This window comes from Halovivax cerinus, assembly GCF_024498195.1.
GTDB lineage: Archaea > Halobacteriota > Halobacteria > Halobacteriales > Natrialbaceae > Halovivax > Halovivax cerinus.
On sequence record NZ_CP101824.1, the window covers coordinates 2,143,314 to 2,162,982 of the forward strand.

The 19,669-nt window shown below is 65.9% G+C and carries 16 protein-coding genes; 6 read left to right on the forward strand and 10 right to left on the reverse strand.

What is annotated here, in order from left to right; translation table 11 throughout:
- Nucleotides 1-100: 100 nt before the first annotated feature.
- Both NO366_RS09965 and NO366_RS09970 read right to left on the reverse strand, forming a co-directional pair.
- A complete protein-coding gene (locus NO366_RS09965) occupies nucleotides 101-2,035 on the reverse strand; it encodes a S9 family peptidase (RefSeq protein WP_256530643.1) in 1,935 nt (644 codons plus the stop codon).
- A 103-nt stretch (nucleotides 2,036-2,138) separates the two neighbouring features.
- Nucleotides 2,139-2,963, reverse strand: a complete 825-nt coding sequence (locus tag NO366_RS09970; protein ID WP_256530644.1) for a hypothetical protein — start codon at nucleotides 2,961-2,963, stop codon at nucleotides 2,139-2,141.
- A 138-nt stretch (nucleotides 2,964-3,101) separates the two neighbouring features.
- On the opposite strand from NO366_RS09970, the gene NO366_RS09975 reads away from it, so the two are divergent.
- From NO366_RS09975 to NO366_RS09985, 3 genes are all read left to right on the forward strand, one after another.
- Complete coding sequence (locus tag NO366_RS09975) at nucleotides 3,102-4,166, forward strand: glycosyltransferase (RefSeq protein WP_256530645.1); 1,065 nt, start codon at nucleotides 3,102-3,104, stop codon at nucleotides 4,164-4,166.
- A 194-nt stretch (nucleotides 4,167-4,360) separates the two neighbouring features.
- Nucleotides 4,361-5,020, forward strand: a complete 660-nt coding sequence (locus NO366_RS09980) for a helix-turn-helix domain-containing protein (protein WP_256530646.1) — start codon at nucleotides 4,361-4,363, stop codon at nucleotides 5,018-5,020.
- 159 nt (nucleotides 5,021-5,179) lie between these two features.
- Entirely contained in the window at nucleotides 5,180-5,569 is a 390-nt protein-coding gene (locus NO366_RS09985) for a DUF7344 domain-containing protein (RefSeq protein WP_256530647.1), read from the forward strand.
- A 43-nt stretch (nucleotides 5,570-5,612) separates the two neighbouring features.
- On the opposite strand, the gene NO366_RS09990 is transcribed toward NO366_RS09985, so the two are convergent.
- From NO366_RS09990 to NO366_RS10000, 3 genes are all read right to left on the reverse strand, one after another.
- Nucleotides 5,613-6,275, reverse strand: a complete 663-nt coding sequence (locus NO366_RS09990; protein ID WP_256530648.1) for a class I SAM-dependent methyltransferase — start codon at nucleotides 6,273-6,275, stop codon at nucleotides 5,613-5,615.
- A 2-nt stretch (nucleotides 6,276-6,277) separates the two neighbouring features.
- Nucleotides 6,278-8,875, reverse strand: a complete 2,598-nt coding sequence (gene folP / locus NO366_RS09995; RefSeq protein ID WP_256530649.1) for a dihydropteroate synthase — start codon at nucleotides 8,873-8,875, stop codon at nucleotides 6,278-6,280.
- Between the two features lie 356 nt (nucleotides 8,876-9,231).
- A complete protein-coding gene (locus tag NO366_RS10000; RefSeq protein WP_256530650.1) occupies nucleotides 9,232-9,444 on the reverse strand; it encodes an antitoxin VapB family protein in 213 nt (70 codons plus the stop codon).
- 463 nt (nucleotides 9,445-9,907) lie between these two features.
- Between NO366_RS10000 and NO366_RS10005 the strand changes: the two genes are divergently transcribed.
- Entirely contained in the window at nucleotides 9,908-10,333 is a 426-nt protein-coding gene (locus NO366_RS10005) for a hypothetical protein (protein WP_256530651.1), read from the forward strand.
- Nucleotides 10,334-10,559: 226 nt separating this feature from the next.
- The gene (locus NO366_RS10010; RefSeq protein WP_256530652.1) at nucleotides 10,560-10,856 is read left to right on the forward strand and encodes a hypothetical protein; all 297 of its coding nucleotides are present in this window, start codon (nucleotides 10,560-10,562) and stop codon (nucleotides 10,854-10,856) included.
- Nucleotides 10,857-10,909: 53 nt separating this feature from the next.
- Here NO366_RS10010 and NO366_RS10015 read toward each other — a convergent pair whose 3' ends face one another.
- The 3 genes from NO366_RS10015 to carB all read right to left on the reverse strand — a co-directional run bounded on the left by NO366_RS10015 (nucleotide 10,910) and on the right by carB (nucleotide 15,320).
- Entirely contained in the window at nucleotides 10,910-11,161 is a 252-nt protein-coding gene (locus tag NO366_RS10015; protein WP_256530653.1) for a DUF8015 family protein, read from the reverse strand.
- A gap of 244 nt (nucleotides 11,162-11,405) precedes the next feature.
- Nucleotides 11,406-11,804, reverse strand: a complete 399-nt coding sequence (locus tag NO366_RS10020; RefSeq protein ID WP_256530654.1) for a DUF5518 domain-containing protein — start codon at nucleotides 11,802-11,804, stop codon at nucleotides 11,406-11,408.
- A 231-nt stretch (nucleotides 11,805-12,035) separates the two neighbouring features.
- The gene (gene carB, locus NO366_RS10025) at nucleotides 12,036-15,320 is read right to left on the reverse strand and encodes a carbamoyl-phosphate synthase large subunit (RefSeq protein ID WP_256530655.1); all 3,285 of its coding nucleotides are present in this window, start codon (nucleotides 15,318-15,320) and stop codon (nucleotides 12,036-12,038) included.
- Between the two features lie 249 nt (nucleotides 15,321-15,569).
- On the opposite strand from carB, the gene NO366_RS10030 reads away from it, so the two are divergent.
- Nucleotides 15,570-18,353: a hybrid sensor histidine kinase/response regulator gene (locus tag NO366_RS10030; protein ID WP_256530656.1), complete on the forward strand. Its 2,784-nt coding sequence runs from the start codon at nucleotides 15,570-15,572 to the stop codon at nucleotides 18,351-18,353.
- Nucleotides 18,354-18,543: 190 nt separating this feature from the next.
- Here NO366_RS10030 and NO366_RS10035 read toward each other — a convergent pair whose 3' ends face one another.
- Nucleotides 18,544-19,080 carry a DUF5815 family protein gene (locus NO366_RS10035; RefSeq protein ID WP_256530657.1) on the reverse strand — a complete coding sequence of 179 codons (537 nt, stop codon included), beginning with the start codon at nucleotides 19,078-19,080 and terminating at the stop codon, nucleotides 18,544-18,546.
- A 135-nt stretch (nucleotides 19,081-19,215) separates the two neighbouring features.
- Nucleotides 19,216-19,635, reverse strand: coding sequence for a DUF7124 domain-containing protein (locus NO366_RS10040; RefSeq protein ID WP_256530658.1), 420 nt, complete (start codon nucleotides 19,633-19,635; stop codon nucleotides 19,216-19,218).
- Between the last annotated feature and the right edge of the window lie 34 nt (nucleotides 19,636-19,669).

Sequence of the window (19,669 nt, forward strand, 5' to 3'; positions counted from 1 at the left end):
CGACAGAGACGGTTCTTATAACCTGGACATCTACGCCGAAATACACGTTCTGTAATCACCGCCCGCTGAGCTCGGCCTCCAACTTTGAGTGGTCGGTGGACTACACGTGCTCGTCGAGGAAGTCCGCGATCTCGGTGTAGGCCTCGATGCGGTTGTCGAGTTTGCTGAAGCCGTGGCCCTCGTCGGGAAAGATCAGTTTGCGCGTGGGCACGCCGTGGTCGCGGGCCTCCTCGACGATCTGTTCGGCTTCGCTGACGGGAACGCGGGGGTCGTTCTCGCCGTGGAGGACGAACAGCGGCGCCCCGATCTCGTCGACGTGATTGAGCGGCGAGATGGATTCGAGGAACTCTCGATCGTCCGCTAACGAGCCGTATTCCGCCTCGCGCAGGGATCGGCGCCAGTCGCCGGTATTCTCCAAGAATGTGACGAAGTTGGCGATACCGACGATGTCCACGCCGGCGGCCCACAGGTCGGGATACTCGGTGAGCGACGCGAGGACCATGAATCCGCCGTAGGAGCCGCCCATGCACGCGATTCGATCCTCGTCGATCGCGGGCTGGTCGGCCAGCCAGTCGACGCACGCCGCGACGTCGTCGACCGAATCCATGCGCTTCTCGACGTCGTCGAGACTGGCGTACTCGGTGCCGTAGCCCGACGACCCGCGAACGTTCGGCTCGAAGTAGGCGTAGCCCCGATCCAGGAAGTACTGCTTGACGCTGGAGAACGAGGGCCGACGCTGCCCTTCGGGTCCGCCGTGGATGTCGACGATGACCGGGGCGCCGTTCGCCGTTTCGGTCCCGCGCTGCTCGGTCGCGGTCCCGTCCGCGTCACGAGTCGTCTCACCGTCGTGAGCCGTCTCATCGTCCGGCAGGGTGAGAAAGCCAGGAACCTCCAACCCGTCGAAGCTCTCGACGCGGACCAGGTCGGACTCGTCGAACGTCTCGCGTGGAATCCCGGCAGTCGGGGCGTCGGTCCAGCGCTCGGCCTCGCCGCTCTCGACGTCGACGACCCAGACGTTCGCGTTGGTGGTGTCGCCGGTCGCCGTGATGGCGAAGCGATCGGCGTCGGGATCGAACGAGACGCCGCCGGAAATGCCGCCTGGCAGGTCGGGGTCCGGGAACGTCTCGAACGCGGTCGGGTCCGCGCCGTCGGACTCGTCGCCGGTCAGTTCGCCGACGGTGAGCTCGGTGTAGCCGTCGACGTTGCGTGAGTACACGAATCGACCGGTCTCGTCGTCGAGTGCGATCCCGTCGACGTTCCAGCCGCCGCCGTCGTCGACGACGGTGAGCGGGGTCGTCCGTTCGTCGGTCGTGCCGTCGTCTTCGGCCGCTTGGATCCCCTCGTCGAGGTCCAGGTACGCGAGCGAGAGCGTGTCGGTCTCCTGGTCGGTGACGAGGTAGATTCCGTCGCCGTCTGGCGCCCAGCTGGGTGACTGATAGCGGACGTCGCCCTCGTGGGGCGTGAGGTGGTCGAGCTCACCCGTCTCGAGGTCGAGCACGAACAGGTCCTGATCGTAGCTGGACTGGGCCTCCGAGACGAGCAGTCGCGAGTCGTCGGGGCTCCAACCGGCCAGCGAGAGCCACCCGTCGCCCTCGTGAACCATCGTCGCCTCGTCGCCCGTCTCGTCGCGACCCTGGACGTAGAGATCGAAGACGGCCTCGTCTCGACGGTTGGAGGCGAAGGCGAACCGCTCGCCGTCGTGACTCCAGCCACCCCAGCGGTGTTTCGCAGTCGGTGTGGCGGTCACATTCTCGATGTGGCCGGTTTCCACGCCGAGGCGGTATAGTTGTGCGCGCTCGTTGCCGCCCTCGTCCATCCCGAAGACGAGTTCGGGGCGCTCGGACGACCACGAGGCGAACGTGACCCGCTCGTCGTAGAACGTCCGCTGCTCGGGCCAGCGGCCAGGTCCGTCGAGCGTCCAGACCTGGTTCGTCCCCGTCGTGTCCATCAGGAAGGAGAGCCGTTCGCCGTCGGGACCGAACGACACGCCGCCGGCAGAGCGAATGTTGAGATATCGTTCGATATCGTAGGCCATGACGTGGCGTCGGCGTGACGGGTTCTATGCTTTCGGGTTGCGGCGGATCGGCTGTCCTCGGGATGCGGTGGCTCCATTCGACGAACTCGATCGACCCAGTCGGCTACTCGCGACTCGTCTCTGTCGCGTCGCAAACGGTCGCCCGTCCGTCGACGCTGGCTGGGTCCCCGTCGAGTCCGACCGAGAACGTGTAGGATGCCGTCCCACCGGAGGCGTGGACGACGGTAATTCGTGCGGTTCGCTCGGATCCGTCCCCACAGCTGACCGTCGCTTCGGTATCGGTGAACGCGAAGGGTGCGTCGGTCGTCTCGAACGTGGCCGTCTCTCCGCCCGTGACGACGAGGTCGGATCGATCGGTGGTCAGCGGTCGATCCGTCCCGACACCCACGACGCCCGGATCGTACGGGAGGGACGACTGGTCGACCGAATCGGCCAGTGGATCGATCGAGGGATTCGGGACGTCGCCCGTAATTCCGACGAACCGGACGAGGAGCGGAGCGTCGGCCTGATTCTCCAGGTCGATACGCGCACGGCCGTCCGAAAGCGGTTCGACGGCTGTCGCGTACGCGTGAACGCGTCCTCGGACGTGCTGATCGGCTCGTCCCTCGGACGTCTTCGCAGCGATCTGTAACGAATCACCGATGTACGTCTCCAGTCGTTCCGGGAAGACGACCGTGAATCTGGCCGTTTCGCCCGGCTGGTCGATCGTCTCGTACGTTTCGTCGGTGCGCCAGTTACGGAGGGACACCGTTTCCACGTCGGCCGGATCTCGGAACTCGACGACGAGATCGGTGTCGTCGAACCACCGTCCCGCGAAGACGTCGTTCGCTTCGATGCTGGATTCGGTCTTGAGCACCTGCTCTGTACAGCCGGCCAGCAGGCCGGCCCCGCCGGCGGGGATCGCGTGGAGGAACGGACGGCGTTTCATACACGCACGTTCACAACGGATTACAAATACCTGTTGAAGCGGTTCCATCTTTCGGTCGGCGTTCGGGCCGAGCGGATCGACCGCCGACCCGAACGGATGCCGTGTCATTTATACCTCATCTCTGCGTGGCCGGCGATAATGCGCGTCGGCGTCGTCTCGTTTCGGACCGTCCACCACCGCCGTAGCGAGACGACCGAACGGATCCAGACGCTGGCCGAACTTCTGTGCGACGACGGCCACGACGTCCACGTCTTCTGTGCGCGCTGGTGGCCCGACGACCGGGACGTCGCCGCCGAGGAGGGTATCACCTACCACGGGCTCGCACCCGACCGCGACTCCGGCCGCTCGTTCCTGCTGCGCCTGCCGGTCGCGATTCGAAAACTCGGTCCCGACGTCGTCCACGTTGGCGCGAACCCGCCGAAACAGGTTGGGGCGGCGAGTCTGGGGACGAAACTGTCGCGAACCCCGCTCGTCCTGGAGTGGGACGGCTCCATCGGCGATGGCGCCGAGACGGACTACAAACGCGCCCTCCGGGCCGCCGACGCCGTGATCACGCCCTCGCAACTGGTTCGCACCTGGGCGCGCGAACGCGGCGCCGACGGCGACGACGTCACTGTAATTCCGGACCCCATCGACGTCGACCGAATTCGCGCGGTTGACCCCGGTGAGCCCGCGGAGGTCGTCTACGCTCGCCAGCTCGACGACGGGGCCAATCTGGAGAGCGTCATGCTCGCGCTCGCGGAACTGCGCGATCGGGACTGGACGGCGACGGTGATCGGCGACGGCCCGCGACGCGAGGACTACGAGTCGATGGCCGGCGACCTCCGGATCGCCGACCGGGTGGACTTCGTCGGTGAGGCCGACCGCGACGAGCGCATCGCCAGCTACCGCGCGGCCCACGTCTTCGCCCAGACCGCCGAGTACTGTCCCTTCCCGACCGAACTCGCCTGGGCGCTCGCCTGTGGCTGTGTCGGCGTCGTCGAGTACCACGTCGACTCGGCCGGCCACGAACTCGTCGAGGGTCGTGAACGTGGTTTTCGCACCACGAGCGAGTCGGAACTCGCCGACGCTATTATCGAGGCCGGTGAGCTGGAATCGCTCGACTTCGACGACTCGTTCGCCGAGTTCGACCGGGAGAACGTCCGTCGGCAGTACATCGAGTGCTACGAACGGGTGCAGGACCAACGTGGGTTGTTCGGGTAACGCCGCGGCTTCTTCGCGTATTTGAACGGGGTCACTCGACCGGGTAATTCGTCTGCTCGCTCGATCCGACGCGACACGAACGGTCGACGGACCGGACGGTGGTGTCGGCCACCACTGAACGAGTCCCCGAGCGGACCGTCGGATGTTCTGACGTCTCCTAACGGCTACGGTTCTGGGGGTCCTGAAGACACTCGATGAGCGTCTTTCTCGAGTTCACCGTCGCCAAAACGGCGTTCACGCTCGGTAGCGTGCTGGCGGGGCCACCACCGATGTCCGTCGAACTCGAACGGATCGTCCCGACGGGGGACTCGGCGATGCCCTTCCTGTGGGTGACCGGTGACGATTTCGACGCGTTCGAGCGGAAGGTGCGCGGCCACGAGTACGTCGAGGACGTCATCGCGCTCGATCGGGTCGCCGACAGCACGCTCTATCGCGTGATCTGGTACGAGACCCACAACGACCTCATTCGCGGCATCACCGAAGCCGACGGCACTATCCTCGAGGGTCGTGCGCAGGGCCGCTGGCACTTTCGCGTTCGGTTCCCTGATCACGACTCGCTCTCGCACTTTAGCGACTTCTGTACGGATCGCGACTTGCCGATCGAGATCGTTCGCACCTACACCGAACTCGAAGACGCCGAGGGCCTCGTCCAGTACGGACTCTCGGACGAACAGCGAGACGCGCTCCTCCTCGGGTTGCGCCGGGGCTACTTCGATACTCCCAGTCGGACGAGCCTGGACGACCTCGCCGACGAACTGGGGATCTCCCAGCAGGCCACCTCGGATCGAATCCGTCGAGGAACGGAGCAGGTCCTGACCGATGCGCTTCTGCTGACCGAAGAACACGAGGAGTGACGATCGAGGCCACGGGTGACCGACGGGGTGTCTTAAACGGATAGTAGCTACTACGGACACCCTCTCGGCCGACGATCCGGTGTGTTCGAGCACGATCATGCCCACAGTCACCTGCGACGCACGACGCGGCGACCAGTATCGCACGTCGGGTGAGACACGATGACCGCTTCACGTGAGCGACCGTCGGCCGAGTACGACGCTATTCTCGAGGCGTGTCGCCACCCTGTCCGTCGCGTCGTGCTCGCGACGCTGCTGGCACACTGCGGGTCGATCACGCTCACCGAGTTGGCAGCGTCGATCGAGACGAACGCCGCGGGTGTCACTGGCGACCATCCGAGGAGGCTATCGGACGCCGACGATCGCACTCCGTCGACGCTTCTTCTCACGCTCCATCACACGCACCTCCCGAAACTGGCGGAGGCGGGCCTCGTCGAGTACGATGCGGAGCGACGTGTGGCCGAACCGACGGCCGAATTCGACCGCGTCCGGCCCCTGATGTCGACGATCGTCGCCGCGGATCCCACCCTCGAAGCACCGATCGTCGGCTAACCGCAGCCGTCTCCGGTCGCCCGTTTTGCGGTGCAGCGACGACTCACGCCCGCTGAGCGAGCAGATAGCGCCACTCCTCGCTGCCGAGTTCGTCACCGATGGTCCAGGCGTCTGCGACGGTGAATCCGACATCGTCGAGCGTCTCGCGGGTCCACGCGGCGTCGTGGAAGCTCCAGCGCATCGCGGCGCCACCGTCGAGCCAGTCGGGGTTCTCGCCCTCCCAGGCGCCAGTGCCGACGGTGAGCAGTAGCCACCCGCCGGCGGCTGTTACCCGGGCGAACTCTTCGAGGACGGTCTCGTGTTCGGCCTTGGGAACGTGGATGATCGAGTGCAGTGCACAGATCCCGTCGAAAACGTCTGCCTCGAACGGCAGGCTCGTCAGGTCGCCCTGGACGAGCGGGATGGCGTTTCCCTCGACGGTCCGTCCGACCGTCTCGCTCGCGAGTTCGAGCTGCGACCGAGAGACGTCGAGCCCGACGACAGCCGCTCCCAAATCTAACAGCGGTTGCGACGCCGCCCCTCCGTCGCCGCAGCCGGCGTCTACGACTCGCGGACGTGTGCCGTCGATGCGGGCGTACAGCTCCTCGACCAGTGCCAGTTCCTCGGAATCTTGCTCGCGCTCGGCCGCGTACGTTCGGGCGAGTTCGTCGTACCCCTCGCGAACCCGTCGGCGCTGGGCTGTCGCGTCGTCCGGTGTCGAATCCATCGCTACGTCGAATCGCCCCGGTTCTGTCGTCGCGTCGCGTAGCCGGCTGGATCTCTCGTCGCCAGGGCCGTCTCCACCGCGGCGACGTTCTCGGGGACGTCGTGGACGCGGACGATGTCGGCGCCGCGGTCGACGGCCAGCACCGTCGCCGCGACGGTCGACTCCAGTCGCTCGCCGGCGTCCTGGCCAACCCAGTCGTACATCGATTTCTGGGAGTGACCGATCAGGATCGGACAGCCGAGCGTACGGAACTCGCCGATGCGATCGAGGAGTTCGAACTCTTCCGGTTTCGACTTGCCGAAGCCGAGGCCGGGGTCGACGACGATTCGCTCCCGGTCGAGTCCCGCCCGTTCGGCGAGCAGGACGGTCTCCGAGAGATCCGCGAGGACGTCACCGACGACGTCGTCGTAGGTCGCTTCGCGGTCGGAGTCGACCGGCGCGTCGAGACTGTGCATCACGATCAACGTGGCGTCGTGTTCGGCCGCGACGAAGCGCATCTCGGGGTCGGAGAGTCCGGAGACGTCGTTGACGATGTCCGCACCGGCGTCGAGCGCCGCCTCGGCGACGGCGGCCTTTCGCGTGTCGATCGAGATGGCCGCGTCGAGCTCGCGGATGCGCTCGATGACGGGGACGACGCGGTCGATCTCGTCGGCGACGGGGATCGGTTCCGCACCGGGGCGGGTGGATTCGCCGCCCACGTCGATAAGCGAGGCGCCGGCGTCGACCATCGATTCCGCGCGGGCGACCGCGGCGTCGACGTCGTCGTACTCGCCGCCGTCGTGGAAGCTGTCGGGCGTGACGTTTACGATCCCCATCACCGCCGGCGCCTCGCCCCAGGGGTACTCTGTCCCCGTGACGTCGGGGCCGCGGGGGTTCGGACCGCGCGGACCGGCACCGCTGTCGCCCTCGTCTCTCGCGGCCCCGGTGTCGCCGTCCGTCGGGTCGGCGATGCCGAGCGTTCCTCGTAGGTCCTCGCCCACAGCGGCGAGGCCGTACGGCTGGGCGTCGAGCTTCTCGATCAGACGCCGGTACTGCGCGAGCGTGCCCATGCAGACCGCCTCGACGAGTTGCTCCTCGCGCTGGAGGCCAGAGAGCGCGCACTCGCCGCCGAGGCTCAGCAGCTCTTGCTTGAGGTAGGCCGCCTGGCGCTCCTGCAGCCGGAGGTGTACTGTCCGGTGGACGGCTTTCCCTCGCATCCGCCAGACGCCCTTGTCCGTCACGTTGGCCCGCTCCAACGTCTCGCGGGCGTCGGTGAGGTCTCTGACCCGCGTCTGCACGCCCGACAGGGTGTAGTGCGTCCGGGCCTCGGCGATGGCGTACAGCGAGCCCGCGACGACGACCGCGTCACCCGGCTCGGCCTGCGCGAGTGCGTGTTCGAACCCGTCCCGGACCGCGGAGATCGTCCGCACGTCGTCGACGCCTTCGCGCTCGAAGAGTCGGGCGAGAACGGCGGGATCGACGGATCGATCGGTCGTGGGGCGGCAGGCGACGACGGCGTCGGGGGTCGGCAGCGCCGCGACCATCTCGCCGTAGTCCTTGTCGTGCATGACGCCGACGACGAGGTGGAGGTCGTCGTACGCGAACGTCGAGAGCGCGTCGGCGAATCGTTCGCACCCGGCGGGGTTGTGCGCACCGTCCAGGACGACCAGCGGCGCGTCGTCCATCACCTCGAACCGACCCGGCCAGTGGGCACGGCGCAGGCCCGTTCGGAGCTCCTCGACCGATACGTCGGCCAGCTGTCGGGCCAAAGCGACGGCCACGCCAGCGTTCTCGGCCTGGTGGGCGCCGATCGCGGCCATTCGGCTCTCGACGGCGTCCGCGTGCGGTCGCGTCGGGTGCCCAGACAGGTCGATCGTCACCGCGGATTCGGCGTGGGAGACGCGCCCCTCGTAGGTGACGTGGACGTCCGGGCGGTCGTCTGGATCCGTGGACGGGTCGACGCCGTCACCGACCGTCACCACGTCGGTCGCCACCTCGCGGATCGCGTCCAGCGCCTCGCCGTCCGTTGCGGTCACGAGTCGATTCTCCTCGGCGGGCGGCGCGACGTGGGCCATGTCGCGGGCGATCTCCGGAACCGAGTCGCCGAGGACGGTGGTGTGTTCTAACGCGACACTCGTCACCGCGCTCGCGACGGGGTCGACGACGCTCGTCGCATCCTCCTTGCCGCCGATCCCGACTTCCATCACGGCGTAATCGACGTCTTCGCGGGCGAAGTGCCACAGGGCCATCGCAGTCGTCGTCTCGAAGAAGGTGGGCGAGGCGCCGTCGGCTCCCCGTTCGGTGAGGTACTCGTCGCAGGCCGCGACGAACTCGCTCACCGCCGCTTTCGGGATCGGCCGCCCGTCGACCCGGATCCGTTCGCGCATGTCCTCCAGGTGCGGCGAGGTGTAGAGTCCGACGGTGTAGCCCGCCGCTCGCAGAATCGATTCCAGCATCCGGGCCGTCGACCCCTTTCCGTTCGAGCCCGCGAGCTGGATCGCGTCGACCGACTCGTGGGGACCGTCGAGGTGGGCGAGTACGTCCGCCGTCGACGCCGTCCCCGGGCGAATGCCGAACCGGCCGAGATCGTAGAGCCGATCGGCCGCCTCGTGATACTTCATACGAGAGTATCAGTACAGGGTCGCTTTAGCGTGTTGGAGTCGGACCGCGTACAGTCCCGAGTGACGGCCCATCGCTCGCGCCGTTCCGATATGTCTGGTGTGTTATAGAAAGTCCACGTCGAGGCGGTCGGGTATTCACGAACCGTCGAAATCGTCGTCGGCGACGACGAGTCGGTCGTCGGTGATCAGAGCGCAACCGACGACGAGCGCAACACGTCTGCGAACGGCTCTCCCCGTTTCGCGAGCGCCGTCTGCAATTCCGCGGTCGCCCGAGCAAGCTCCGACGACGTCTCCACGATGGGTACCCACTCCAGTGCACGATCGACCGCGTCGAAGGCCGGCGGTCCCGAAGAGCGTCATCGATTCCCGACGCCTCGCTTCATCTCGGTGCGCGCCTCGCGCGCCTTCTCGGCCGCGCCGGTGCCGTCCCAGAGTCCGGCTCCGTCTCGAACCCGTTCGCGCCGTTCTTCGAGCAGTCTCGTGAGCAGCGCGTCGAACGTCTCGTCGTCACCTTTCAGCGCCGAAAGCGCGGCGTGGGTGTCTTCCTCGACCCGGATGCGCTTGCTCATACGCGTTGTATACGGGACTGAATACGAGTGTGTTGTGCCGGTCGGTTGCGGGTTCGGTTCGCCCGTCGCCGACGCCGGTTTCGGTCGATCCCACGACGAACCGAGATGACATCCTCCCCGCGCTGAAGCGCGAGGCTTTCGCTTCGGATTTCCGTGAGGGTACGGCCGTATTGGCGAACGGATCCCGGTGAGGAACGTTTCACTCCCTGGGGAAAGTATTTATCTTTTTGTATGACAGCAGTAACTACATGATATTGGACCAGGGTACGAATAGGCAGGAGCCCCGAACGACGAGCCGGACGAGCTGATTTGCTCCGGCGGTAGTATTCCGGGTACGAACTGGAAGACTGCGAGATTCGGTGCAGCCGAATCTCGCGCCAACCACTGGCTCGATACCGAGTACGATCGGGGATTCGGTGTCCCTGAAGCACTAACAGAGCAATAGATCAAACGCAATCACCATATGCCATCGAGTGGATTTGAGCGTCGTACCTTTCTCGTCGCTGGCAGCGTCACCATTACCTCGGTGGCGGGCTGCATCGGTGCCCTCGGCGTACAGGAGGCCTCGACGTACGAAACCTATCTGTCGGTGCGCAATAGCGATGACGTCGACGTCGACATCCTCGTGAGCGTGTACAACGCGACGCTCGAGGAGGAACTGATTACCGAGACCGTGACGGTGCCAGCGGACGAACGACACGAATTCGAGTTCACGGTCGCGTACGACGAACCGGGCGGTTCGGCGACGGTCAGTGTCTCTCTGGAGAACGTCGAGACGGGTGCGGAAGCCAGCGCTGATCCTGTATTTGGAGCCGGGTCCGGCTCCCTCGGGTTCAGCGGGAGAATCGACGAAGATGGAACGCTCTCGTTGACCACCGACGTGGAGTAGCGATCCATCGAAGTCGGATTAGCGTCACGCCCATCCGCTTCTGCGCCATATTTATCTATCATTAAGTTATATAATTACTAAGGGATAGGCGTTCAGTATGCCCTCGAACGATCGTACTCGACGAACCGTCCTCGCCAGCGGTAGCGTCGCTATCGCTTCGGTAGCCGGCTGCTTGCGTTCGCTCAGCAGATCGAGTTTGTCGACCCACTATGAAACGAGTCTGTCGGTGAGGAATCGGACCGACGACGTGGACATCGCCGTAACCGTGTACAACGAAACTACCGACGAGGTGGTGATCGACGAGACCGAAACGGTGCCAGCGAACGAACGACTCCACTTCGAGTTCACGGTCGCGTACGACGAGCCGGGTGGCTCGGCGACGGTCAGCGTGACGCTCGAAAACACCGAGACTGGTGAGAAAGCCGGTCAGGAAACCTCCCTCGGTCCCGGATCGGGATTGCTCGGGTTCGGCGGAACGATCGACGGAGAGGATGGTCCGTCCCTATCCGCGTACGTAGAGTAGGAAGGGGAACCACGACAGGGCTGCCGGACCTCGAAAATCTGCGAGAGCGGACCTCACGCACCCTGCAGCCCGTTCGGCGGGCGCAGGAACAGGGCATCGACGAGGGCGAGGGAACCGACGACGCTCGCGAGGGTCATCCCCGCTTCCGGGGGGATGCCGAGCGCCGTACTGGCCGTCGCCGCGCCGGCGAACGCCATCGGGATGATCGCCAGCAGCAGGTCCCACCGGGTGGTCGTCTCGACGATCCGTCGGAGTCGCGCGAAGCCAGGACGGGTACGGATGACTCTCTGCACGTCGATGCTCACCTCCGGACACCAGTACGACCGACGAGACCAAAAAAGTGGCGGAAACCGGCAGAGAACGGACGCGAGTGGCTACGAAGCGCGCAGAACGTGTAAATTGTCCTCGGGCCCGCTTCGGCTCCCGGTCCCGTTGCCCCGGTCGACGACCGCAGGAGACGTCGAGCTGTGAGCGAGGGTTCCCCCGACCCAGACGCAGACTCAGATTCGCGACGACGATCCAGATCGCGTCGGTCGACGCACAATACGCTCACTGTCGGACAGCGCCCGAAACGGTGGACGATGTCCAGCCCCCGGCTCTCGCACAGATCGCCGTCACGAAGGCGGTAACTAGGAGGGCGAAGGTGAACCATATCGCACCCACCAGGATTGCGAGAGCCGGAAGGTAGGATGGCGCCGACAGTTCCGAGACGACGAAATCGATGGACGACCAGACGATTGGGACGCCACCGACGAGTCCGGTCCGAAACCCGGCGTGACGTACCGACTCGGATCGACGCTCGTAGTAGAGGCCGGACACGAACCCGGCCACGAGCACCGGAGAGATGTCGATCGACGACGGCTCGGGCGTCACGATCAGTGTGATCGGGATCGACGCGGCGCCCAGGAGGAGGTCTATAGCAGGAAACCTGTGTACTTTCTCACGCATACTCTTTTATTCGATCCTCTATGTAAAAACCTTATAATTCCTCCCCACTCACGAACGAGCACCCTTCGACTCTGGTGGCTCGGCAGGTGCGTCGACGAACCTGAAGCGGAGACCGAAGCGTCGTAGCCACCCACGAGATGAGGTGGTTCGGTGGGCCGAGTAGGAGGAAATCGGTGCGTGCGATCAATTGACGGTACGAACCGCTATCGCCGTCGTGCGCGGAGAATTACCTCACTCGCCCTTCGGCTGGCCCCAGTACTCGTCGCGCTGGGGACGGTCGCCGATCGCTTCTACGTCGATGGGCTCGTCGCGCGATTCGCGCGCCTCGAGCGCCGCCGACGCCGCCTCGTGCGTCGAGAAGTACGGAATCTCTTCCTCGACGGCGACGGTGAGCAGGTCGCGCTTGCCGGAGACGATCATGTCGATCTCGCCGCGTCTGGCCGCCTCGACGAGATCGACGGCGTCGGAGAGGTCGTAGTACTCGGTGAAGCCGTCGACGAGCGCTTCGCCGGCCTCGCTGTCGGGGTCGGGGAAGGCGTCGTCCGCGAGATCGAGGACGATCGTCCCCGACTCGGGGATCTCGTTTCCGGCCGCCGACTGGGCCTTCTCGTAGGCCTTGCCGAAGGAGTCGGCGGTGCCCATGACCTCGCCCGTCGACTTCATCTCGGGGCCCAGCCGCGGGTCGGAGTCGGGCAGACGGTCGAACGGCAGGACGACCTCCTTGATCGAGGTCTGTTCGGGAACCTGCTCGGTGACGTCGAGTGCTTCGAGCGAGTTGCCGGCCATCACCTGCGCGGCGATCTTCGCGATCGGGACGCCGGTGGCCTTCGAGATGAACGGCACCGTGCGCGAGGAGCGCGGGTTCGCCTCCAGCACGTACACCTCGCCGTCTTTGACCGCGAGTTGGACGTTCAACAGGCCGACCGTGTCCAGTTCGCGGGCGATCTCCTCTGCGACCTCGCGAACGCGGCGGTTAACGTCGCGGCCGAGCGAGCGCGGCGGGATCATACACGCCGAGTCGCCGGAGTGGACACCGGCCGATTCGACGTGTTCCATGACGCCGCCGATGAGGACGCTCTCGCCGTCGGCGACGGCATCGACGTCCAGCTCGACCGCGTCTTCTAAGAACTCGTCGACGAGGATCGGCTTGTCCGGACTCACGCGGACGGCCTCCTCGATGTACTCCTCTAACTCGGCGTCGTCGTAGACGATCTCCATCGCGCGGCCGCCGAGCACGTAGGACGGTCGCACGAGGACGGGGTAGCCGATCTCGTGGGCGAGCTCGAGGGCCTCTTCCTCGGAGGTCGCGGAGCCACCTTCCGGCTGGGCGATACCCAGTTCGTCCATCAGGGCGTTGAAGCGGTCGCGGTCCTCCGCTAAGTCCATCGCCTCGACGCCGGTCCCCATAATCTCGCAGTTCAGCCCGCGGCGTGCGAGTTCGTCCTCCAGCGGCTCGCCGATGTTGACTGAGGTCTGGCCACCGAACTGGACCATCACGCCGTCGGCGTCGGTCGCCTCGGCGACGTCGGCGACCTCCTCGGCCGTGATCGGCTCGAAGAACAGGCCGTCGGAGGTGTCGTAGTCCGTCGAGACCGTCTCTGGGTTGTTGTTCACGACGTGGGCGTCGATGCCGAGTTCGCGCAACGCCTGGACGGCGTGGACCGCACAGTAGTCGAACTCCACGCCCTGGCCGATGCGGATCGGGCCGCCGCCGACGACGACCACGCTCTCGACGTCCGGGTCGATCTCGAGCTCGCTCGCCATCCTGGAGACACGCTCGGCGCCGTCCGGCGCCCCGCTACCGGCACTCCCCGTACTGCCGGCCCCCGGCACGGCGGCACCGGCGAGCGCCGACTGGCGCGCGGAGTAGTAGTACGGCGTCTCGGCCTCGAACTCGCCCGCACAGGTATCGACCTGCTTGTACGAGCGGCCGGGGACTGCGGCCTCGACCGATTCGACGTCGGCGTCCGCGAGCGCGGCGATCTCGTCGTTCGTCCGGCCGGCGACGGCGGCGTCGGTGAACTCGCCGTCGCGGGCGAGGGCGTCGGCTTCGGCGATCCGGGCGAAGCGTTCGACGTACCACTCGTAGATGCCGGTCAGCTCGCAGACGTCCTCGATCGAGAAACCACGATCGAACGCCTCCAGCATCGCGTAGGGACGGTCGGGGGAGGGTCGTTCGAGGTACTCGGCCGAGAGCGTCGCGTCGTCCAGCTCGTCCCAGTCGACGCTCGGGTCGTACTCGGACGAGCGAAGGGCTTTCAGCAGGCTCTCCTCGAAGGTCCGGCCGATGGCCATCGCCTCGCCGGTGGACTTCATCGCGGTCGTCAGCTCGAAGTCGACGTCGTCGAACTTGTCGATCGGCCAGCGCGGCACCTTGGTGACGACGTAGTCGATGGCTGGCTCGAATGCGGCGGTCGTCTGGCCGGTGATCTCGTTTTCGATCTCGTGGAGACGCTTGCCCAGCGCGACCTTCGCGGTGACGCGGGCGATCGGATAGCCGGTCGCTTTCGAGGCCAGCGCGGAGGAGCGTGAGACGCGCGGGTTGACTTCCACGACGCGGTACTCGCCGCCCGGCGTGCCGTCGTCTCGCCAGGCGAACTGGATGTTACAGCCGCCCTGAATGCCGAGTTCGCGGATGACGTCGAGCGCCGCGGTACGCATCTCCTGGTGGCCGTCGTCGGGGATGACCTGCGACGGCGTGACGACGGTGGACTCGCCGGTGTGGATCCCCATCGGGTCGAGGTTCTCCATGTTGCAGATGATGATACAGGAGTCGTCGGCGTCGCGCATCACCTCGTACTCGAGTTCGACCCAGCCCGCGATCGATTCGGTGACGAGAACTTCGCTGTTGCGCGAGAGTCGCAGCCCCGTGCGGACGCGCTCGATCAACTCGTCCATCTCGGAGACGACGCCGGAACCCGAGCCGCCGAGCGTGTAGGTCGTCCGTGCGATGACGGGGAGGCCGCCGACCTCGTCGACGGCGTCTTCGACGCGTTCTTCGAGGTCGGCTTCGGTGAGTTCGGCGACGGACTCGTCCGCGTCGAGCGTGATCGTCGTCGAGGCAGGCACTGGCTGTCCGATCGACTCCATCCGCTGGCGGAAGAGGTCGCGGTCTTCCGTCGCGTAGATGGTGTCGAGCGGCGTGCCCATGATCTCGACGTCGTGTTCTTCGAGGACGCCCTCCTCGGCGAGTTCGGCGGTGACGTTCAGGCCGGTCTGGCCGCCGAGGCCGGCGATGACGCCGTCGGGATCCTCTTCGCGAATTATCTCGGCGATCGCTTCGGTCGTGATCGGTTCGATGTAGACCCGGTCTGCCATCTCCGGATCCGTCATGATCGTCGCCGGATTCGAGTTGACGAGGACGACACGGGCGCCTTCCTCCTGTAACGCTCGGCAGGCCTGTGCGCCGGAGTAGTCGAACTCCGCCGCCTGGCCGATCTGGATCGGTCCGCTGCCGATGAGCAGGATCGTGCGCCCGTCCGGCTCGTCCCCGGCTCGGTGGTGCGCGGAAGCCATTGGTCGTCCGTTCGAAGTTCGCACATCGTAATAAGCCCCACGATACGTTACGAAAGCCGTAGCATGTTTTCGAAATTCGAATAGACGAACCGATCGTCGAGCGAGGGAGGACGCGTCTCCGCTCGCCGCTCACCACAGGAAAATCGCGATCGGCTAGTCCCGTTTCCGGTGTCTGAACACTATCTCTGGACCTATCTCGTATAATTGGCCAATTTTCTTAATAACCTGGGCGTCGGTGTGTTGATATCTATGTCGACGGTGGACCCCCAGGACGACTCCTCGACGTGGACGGTCGTCTACCTCCACCCGGATCCGGCCGTCGGTGGCGCCGTCGCGGACGGGCTCCGGACCGACGCCATCGACGTCGTACCCGCGAATCGGGTCGGGGACGCGCGGTCGCTCATCGAGAACAGAGCGGTCGACTGTCTCGTCACGGCCTACGACCTGCCGACGACCGACGGTATCTCTCTCCTGCGGTCGCTCCGAGCGGACGGATTCGTGACTCCGGTGATCTTCCACGCAGAACGCGGGGACGAGTCGATCGCGGCCGAGGCGATCGAGGTCGGGATCTCCGGATACGTTCCGATCGACGATGTCGCCACCGAGAGTCTGGACTCGCTGTCGAAGACGCTGTCGAACGCACTCACTGAGACCCAGTCGACGGCGGCGCTCAAACGGCGCTGGCAAACGGTCGAGTCCCTCCACGAGGTTGCACTCGAGTTCGAAACCTGCGCCACGCCGGCGGAGACGTACGAGTTCGCCGTCGAGGCGCTGACGAAGGTCCTCGACGTGTACGCCGCCGCACTCTACGTGAAAGACGGAACTGCACTCGTCCCGGAGGCGACCGTCGGCTCCCTGCCCGGGGGCTGGGGTCCGTACGGACTCGACGAAGGGGTCGCCGGGCAGACGTTCCAGCGCGGCGAATCGAGCCGAACCGATCACATTCCGTCGGACGACGCCGCGGCACCGGCAGACGCGACCCTCCGTTCCGGGATCAGTGTTCCCGTCGGCGACTTCGGCGTGTTGCAGGCGGTGTCGACGTCGCCGGGCGCGTACTCGGAGCACGATCAGAAACTAGCCGAATTGCTCGCCGCACACGTCTCCGCGGCGATCTCTCGAATCCGATCGAAACGGGCGATGCGGGCGGAACGCGACCGGTTCGCCACCCTCTTCGAGAACGTCCCCGACGCCGTCGCCATCACCCGTGGCGAGGAGCGATACGTCGCGGACGTCAACCCGGCGTTCGAAGAGACCTTCGGGTTCGACCGGGACGAGATCGTCGACGAACCGATCGACGGCTTCCTGGTCCCCGAAGCCAGCGAAGCGATCAGAGTCGCCGACACGGTGGGGACCGACGAGGTCGTCAGGGATCACCTGACCAGGCGGGGACGGACCGGCACGCGAGAGTTCAGTTTCACCGGTTTCGCGATCGAGGACGCAGAGACCTACCGCGAGTACGGTATCTACACCGACGTCACCGACCGCAATCGACGCGAGCGTGAACTCAGGCGATACAAACGCCTCGTCGAGGCCGTCGGCGATCCCATGTACGTTCTCGATCCGGACGGTCGTGTCGAGATGGTCAACCAGGCGATGGCGGCTGTACTGGGAACGACGCCCGAAGACGTCGAGGGCTGTCGACCGGAGTCGTTCATGCCCGCAGAGCACGTCGACCGCGGTGCCGAGTTGCTCCGCGAACTCCTCTCAGATCCCGACCGTCAGTGGGACACCTTCGAGATGGACGTCGATCCGGACGACGGGGACGCGTTCGTCGCCGAGACCATGGTCTCTCCGCTGTTCGACGACGGTGCATTCTCCGGCAGTGTCGGCGTTATTCGGGACATCACCCGTCGACGGGAGCGCGAACGGCGGATCCGTGACCTCCACGAGGGGACGCGTGAACTCATGTCGGCCGAGGGCGTCACGGCGGTCGCCGAGGTCGCGACGGAGGTGGCGACCGATGCGCTCGACTTCTCGCTCAACGGCGTCTTCCTCTACGACGAACCGGCCGACGCGCTCGTCCCTGTCGCGAACACCGATCGCGCCCAGCGAGTTCTGGGGGATCCACCCGTCGTCGAGCCCGGTGACGGCCTCATGTGGGAGGCCTACGAGACCGGGGAGCCGGCGAGTTACGGGGACGTACGCGCGGCCTCCGACGTGATGAACCCGGAAACCATCGTCCGGAGCGAGGCGTACGTTCCGCTCGGGGATCACGGCGTGATCATCCTCTCGTCGCCTGCCGTCGACGACTTCGACGACGAGGCGCTCGCGCTCGCGAAGATCCTGGGATCGAACGTCGAAGCGGCACTCGATCGGGCCGAACGGGAGGCGACGCTCGCACGTCGGACGAGTGAACTGGAACGCCAGAACGAACGTCTCGACGAGTTCGCCGGAGTGGTCAGTCACGACCTGCGAAATCCCCTCACGCTGGCGGAGGGTCACCTCGAACTCGCGAGCGAGGGCGCCCCAGCCGAGATCGAACCACACGTAGACGAGGTCGACTGGGCGCTCGGCCGCATGGGTGAACTCATCGAGGACATGCTCTCGCTTGCGAGAAACGGACGACCCCTCGAGGAGACGGCTGACGTCGACCTCGTCTCCGTCGTCGATGCGGCCCACCGGACCGTCGATCCCGACCTGGCGGTCGCCGTCGACGACACCCTCGGGACGATCGAGGCCAGCGAACGACGCCTCCGCGCACTCTTCGAGAACTGCCTCCGAAACGCCATCGAGCACGTCGGCCCGGACGTCTCGCTCTCGATTCGACGGACCGACGACGGCTTCGCGATCGACGACGACGGACCAGGTATCCCCCCGGCGGACCGCGACGCCGTCCTCGAAACGGGTTACACAACGTCGACAGACGGAACCGGCTACGGGCTCGCGATCGTCGCCGACGTGGCCGAGACGCACGGCTGGACCGTCGAGATCGAGGAGAGTCCGGACGGCGGCGCGCGCATTCACGTGGTGACGGATGGCACGCGGGCCGGCCCGGAATCGGATGGGAGACGGATGGCGGAGGATGATCACTGACAGCACCGAGCGATCGTGCGAGACGGGTACCCTCGGCGCTGTCAGACACTAACTGACCACCGAACCGGGGAACACGTCTCGGACGATCGTACCTTTTTCGACCGAGTTCGCACCACTCATACGGGTGCCGGTCGCTCAGACGAGTACGATCTCCGCAGATGTGCCGGTCGCTCAGACGACCGCGAGCCCCTCAGACGGGCCGGTCGCCGCGCGAGTCGACGTTTCTGACCGCGCGATACTCCTCGACGAACGCCGCGACGTCGAACCCGTCGAGCTGTGACTCGAACTCCCGTACGATCGCGTCGTCGTCGGCGTGACTGACCGCGTGGTCCATCAACTCGACGACGAGTTCGACGACGATCTCGTGTAACCGGCGGGCGTCGAACGTCGTCACCCACAGCATGGCGTAGCCGACCGATCCGTCGTCTTCGGCGTCGTGGACTGCGATCGACTCGGGGAACTCCTCCATGACGATGCCGAGCAGGTGCGGCGTTCCGAAGGCGTCGAACTCGTCGGCGGGTTCGATCGTCTCGCGTAGCACGTCGACGAACGATTCCGGGAAAAAGCGCGAGGGCGGGTGTACGTCGAGGACCACCGCGTGCCGATCGCCGCACGGGCAGGCGTGCTCGCGCATTCCGAGGTCGACCGCTCGCGGATCGAGCGGTTCTCCGCACGGCAACTCGAGCTGTCCCCGGCCGCCGTCACCGGGCACTCGGGGGGTTGTCATGAACAGACCTTGGGACGGTGGTCCAATAAGGGCGACGCATCGGGATCGTGTTCGAGCGCGACCGTCTTCCGTCGCGACGGTGATAGCGGTTCAGGCCCCGGATTTCGGACACCCCTCTCGACGGTGAGTTCGACCTCACGGCCAGTCGTCGCGCTTCTCACCGGCCTCGGTCTCGTCGACCTCGTCGTCCTCGACGGTGGCAGCGATGGTCCAGTCGGCCGCCTCCGCAGCCTCCTCCACGGAGAGGTACTCCCAGTCGAGGTCGTCGGCCATCTCCTCGTCCTCGTCGGACGTTCCGATGAAGACCTGGCGATCGGTGTCGAACTGGTCTTTGACGCTCTCGAGACTCTCTGCCTTCCCGCGCGGGCCGGAGAAGAAGTCCTGGCGGATGCGATTCTTACGAGTGAAGTTGGTGACGACGTACGTGGGTTTCTCGGAGACGACGCCTACGTACGTGCTCCAGGAGCGGGCGTCCTCGAAGACGCGCTCCGGGTAGGCGAGTTCTTCGAGCGCGGCCAGCTCGAACGCGAGGGTCATGTCGGTGCCGCCGTTCATGTCCGAACCCTGGCGTGGCCGACGCAAAACCGTG

Excerpts from the sequence above, each read along its gene's own strand:
- NO366_RS09965 (WP_256530643.1), bottom strand. The coding sequence starts at position 2,035 with ATGGCCTACGATATCGAACGATATCTCAACATTCGCTCTGCCGGCGGC.
- NO366_RS09970 (WP_256530644.1), bottom strand. The coding sequence starts at position 2,963 with ATGAAACGCCGTCCGTTCCTCCACGCGATCCCCGCCGGCGGGGCCGGC.
- NO366_RS09975 (WP_256530645.1), top strand. The coding sequence starts at position 3,102 with ATGCGCGTCGGCGTCGTCTCGTTTCGGACCGTCCACCACCGCCGTAGC.
- NO366_RS09980 (WP_256530646.1), top strand. The coding sequence starts at position 4,361 with ATGAGCGTCTTTCTCGAGTTCACCGTCGCCAAAACGGCGTTCACGCTC.
- NO366_RS09985 (WP_256530647.1), top strand. The coding sequence starts at position 5,180 with ATGACCGCTTCACGTGAGCGACCGTCGGCCGAGTACGACGCTATTCTC.
- NO366_RS09990 (WP_256530648.1), bottom strand. The coding sequence starts at position 6,275 with ATGGATTCGACACCGGACGACGCGACAGCCCAGCGCCGACGGGTTCGC.
- folP (WP_256530649.1), bottom strand. The coding sequence starts at position 8,875 with ATGAAGTATCACGAGGCGGCCGATCGGCTCTACGATCTCGGCCGGTTC.
- NO366_RS10000 (WP_256530650.1), bottom strand. The coding sequence starts at position 9,444 with ATGAGCAAGCGCATCCGGGTCGAGGAAGACACCCACGCCGCGCTTTCG.
- NO366_RS10005 (WP_256530651.1), top strand. The coding sequence starts at position 9,908 with ATGCCATCGAGTGGATTTGAGCGTCGTACCTTTCTCGTCGCTGGCAGC.
- NO366_RS10020 (WP_256530654.1), bottom strand. The coding sequence starts at position 11,804 with ATGCGTGAGAAAGTACACAGGTTTCCTGCTATAGACCTCCTCCTGGGC.
- carB (WP_256530655.1), bottom strand. The coding sequence starts at position 15,320 with ATGGCTTCCGCGCACCACCGAGCCGGGGACGAGCCGGACGGGCGCACG.
- NO366_RS10030 (WP_256530656.1), top strand. The coding sequence starts at position 15,570 with ATGTCGACGGTGGACCCCCAGGACGACTCCTCGACGTGGACGGTCGTC.
- NO366_RS10035 (WP_256530657.1), bottom strand. The coding sequence starts at position 19,080 with ATGACAACCCCCCGAGTGCCCGGTGACGGCGGCCGGGGACAGCTCGAG.
- NO366_RS10040 (WP_256530658.1), bottom strand. The coding sequence starts at position 19,635 with ATGAACGGCGGCACCGACATGACCCTCGCGTTCGAGCTGGCCGCGCTC.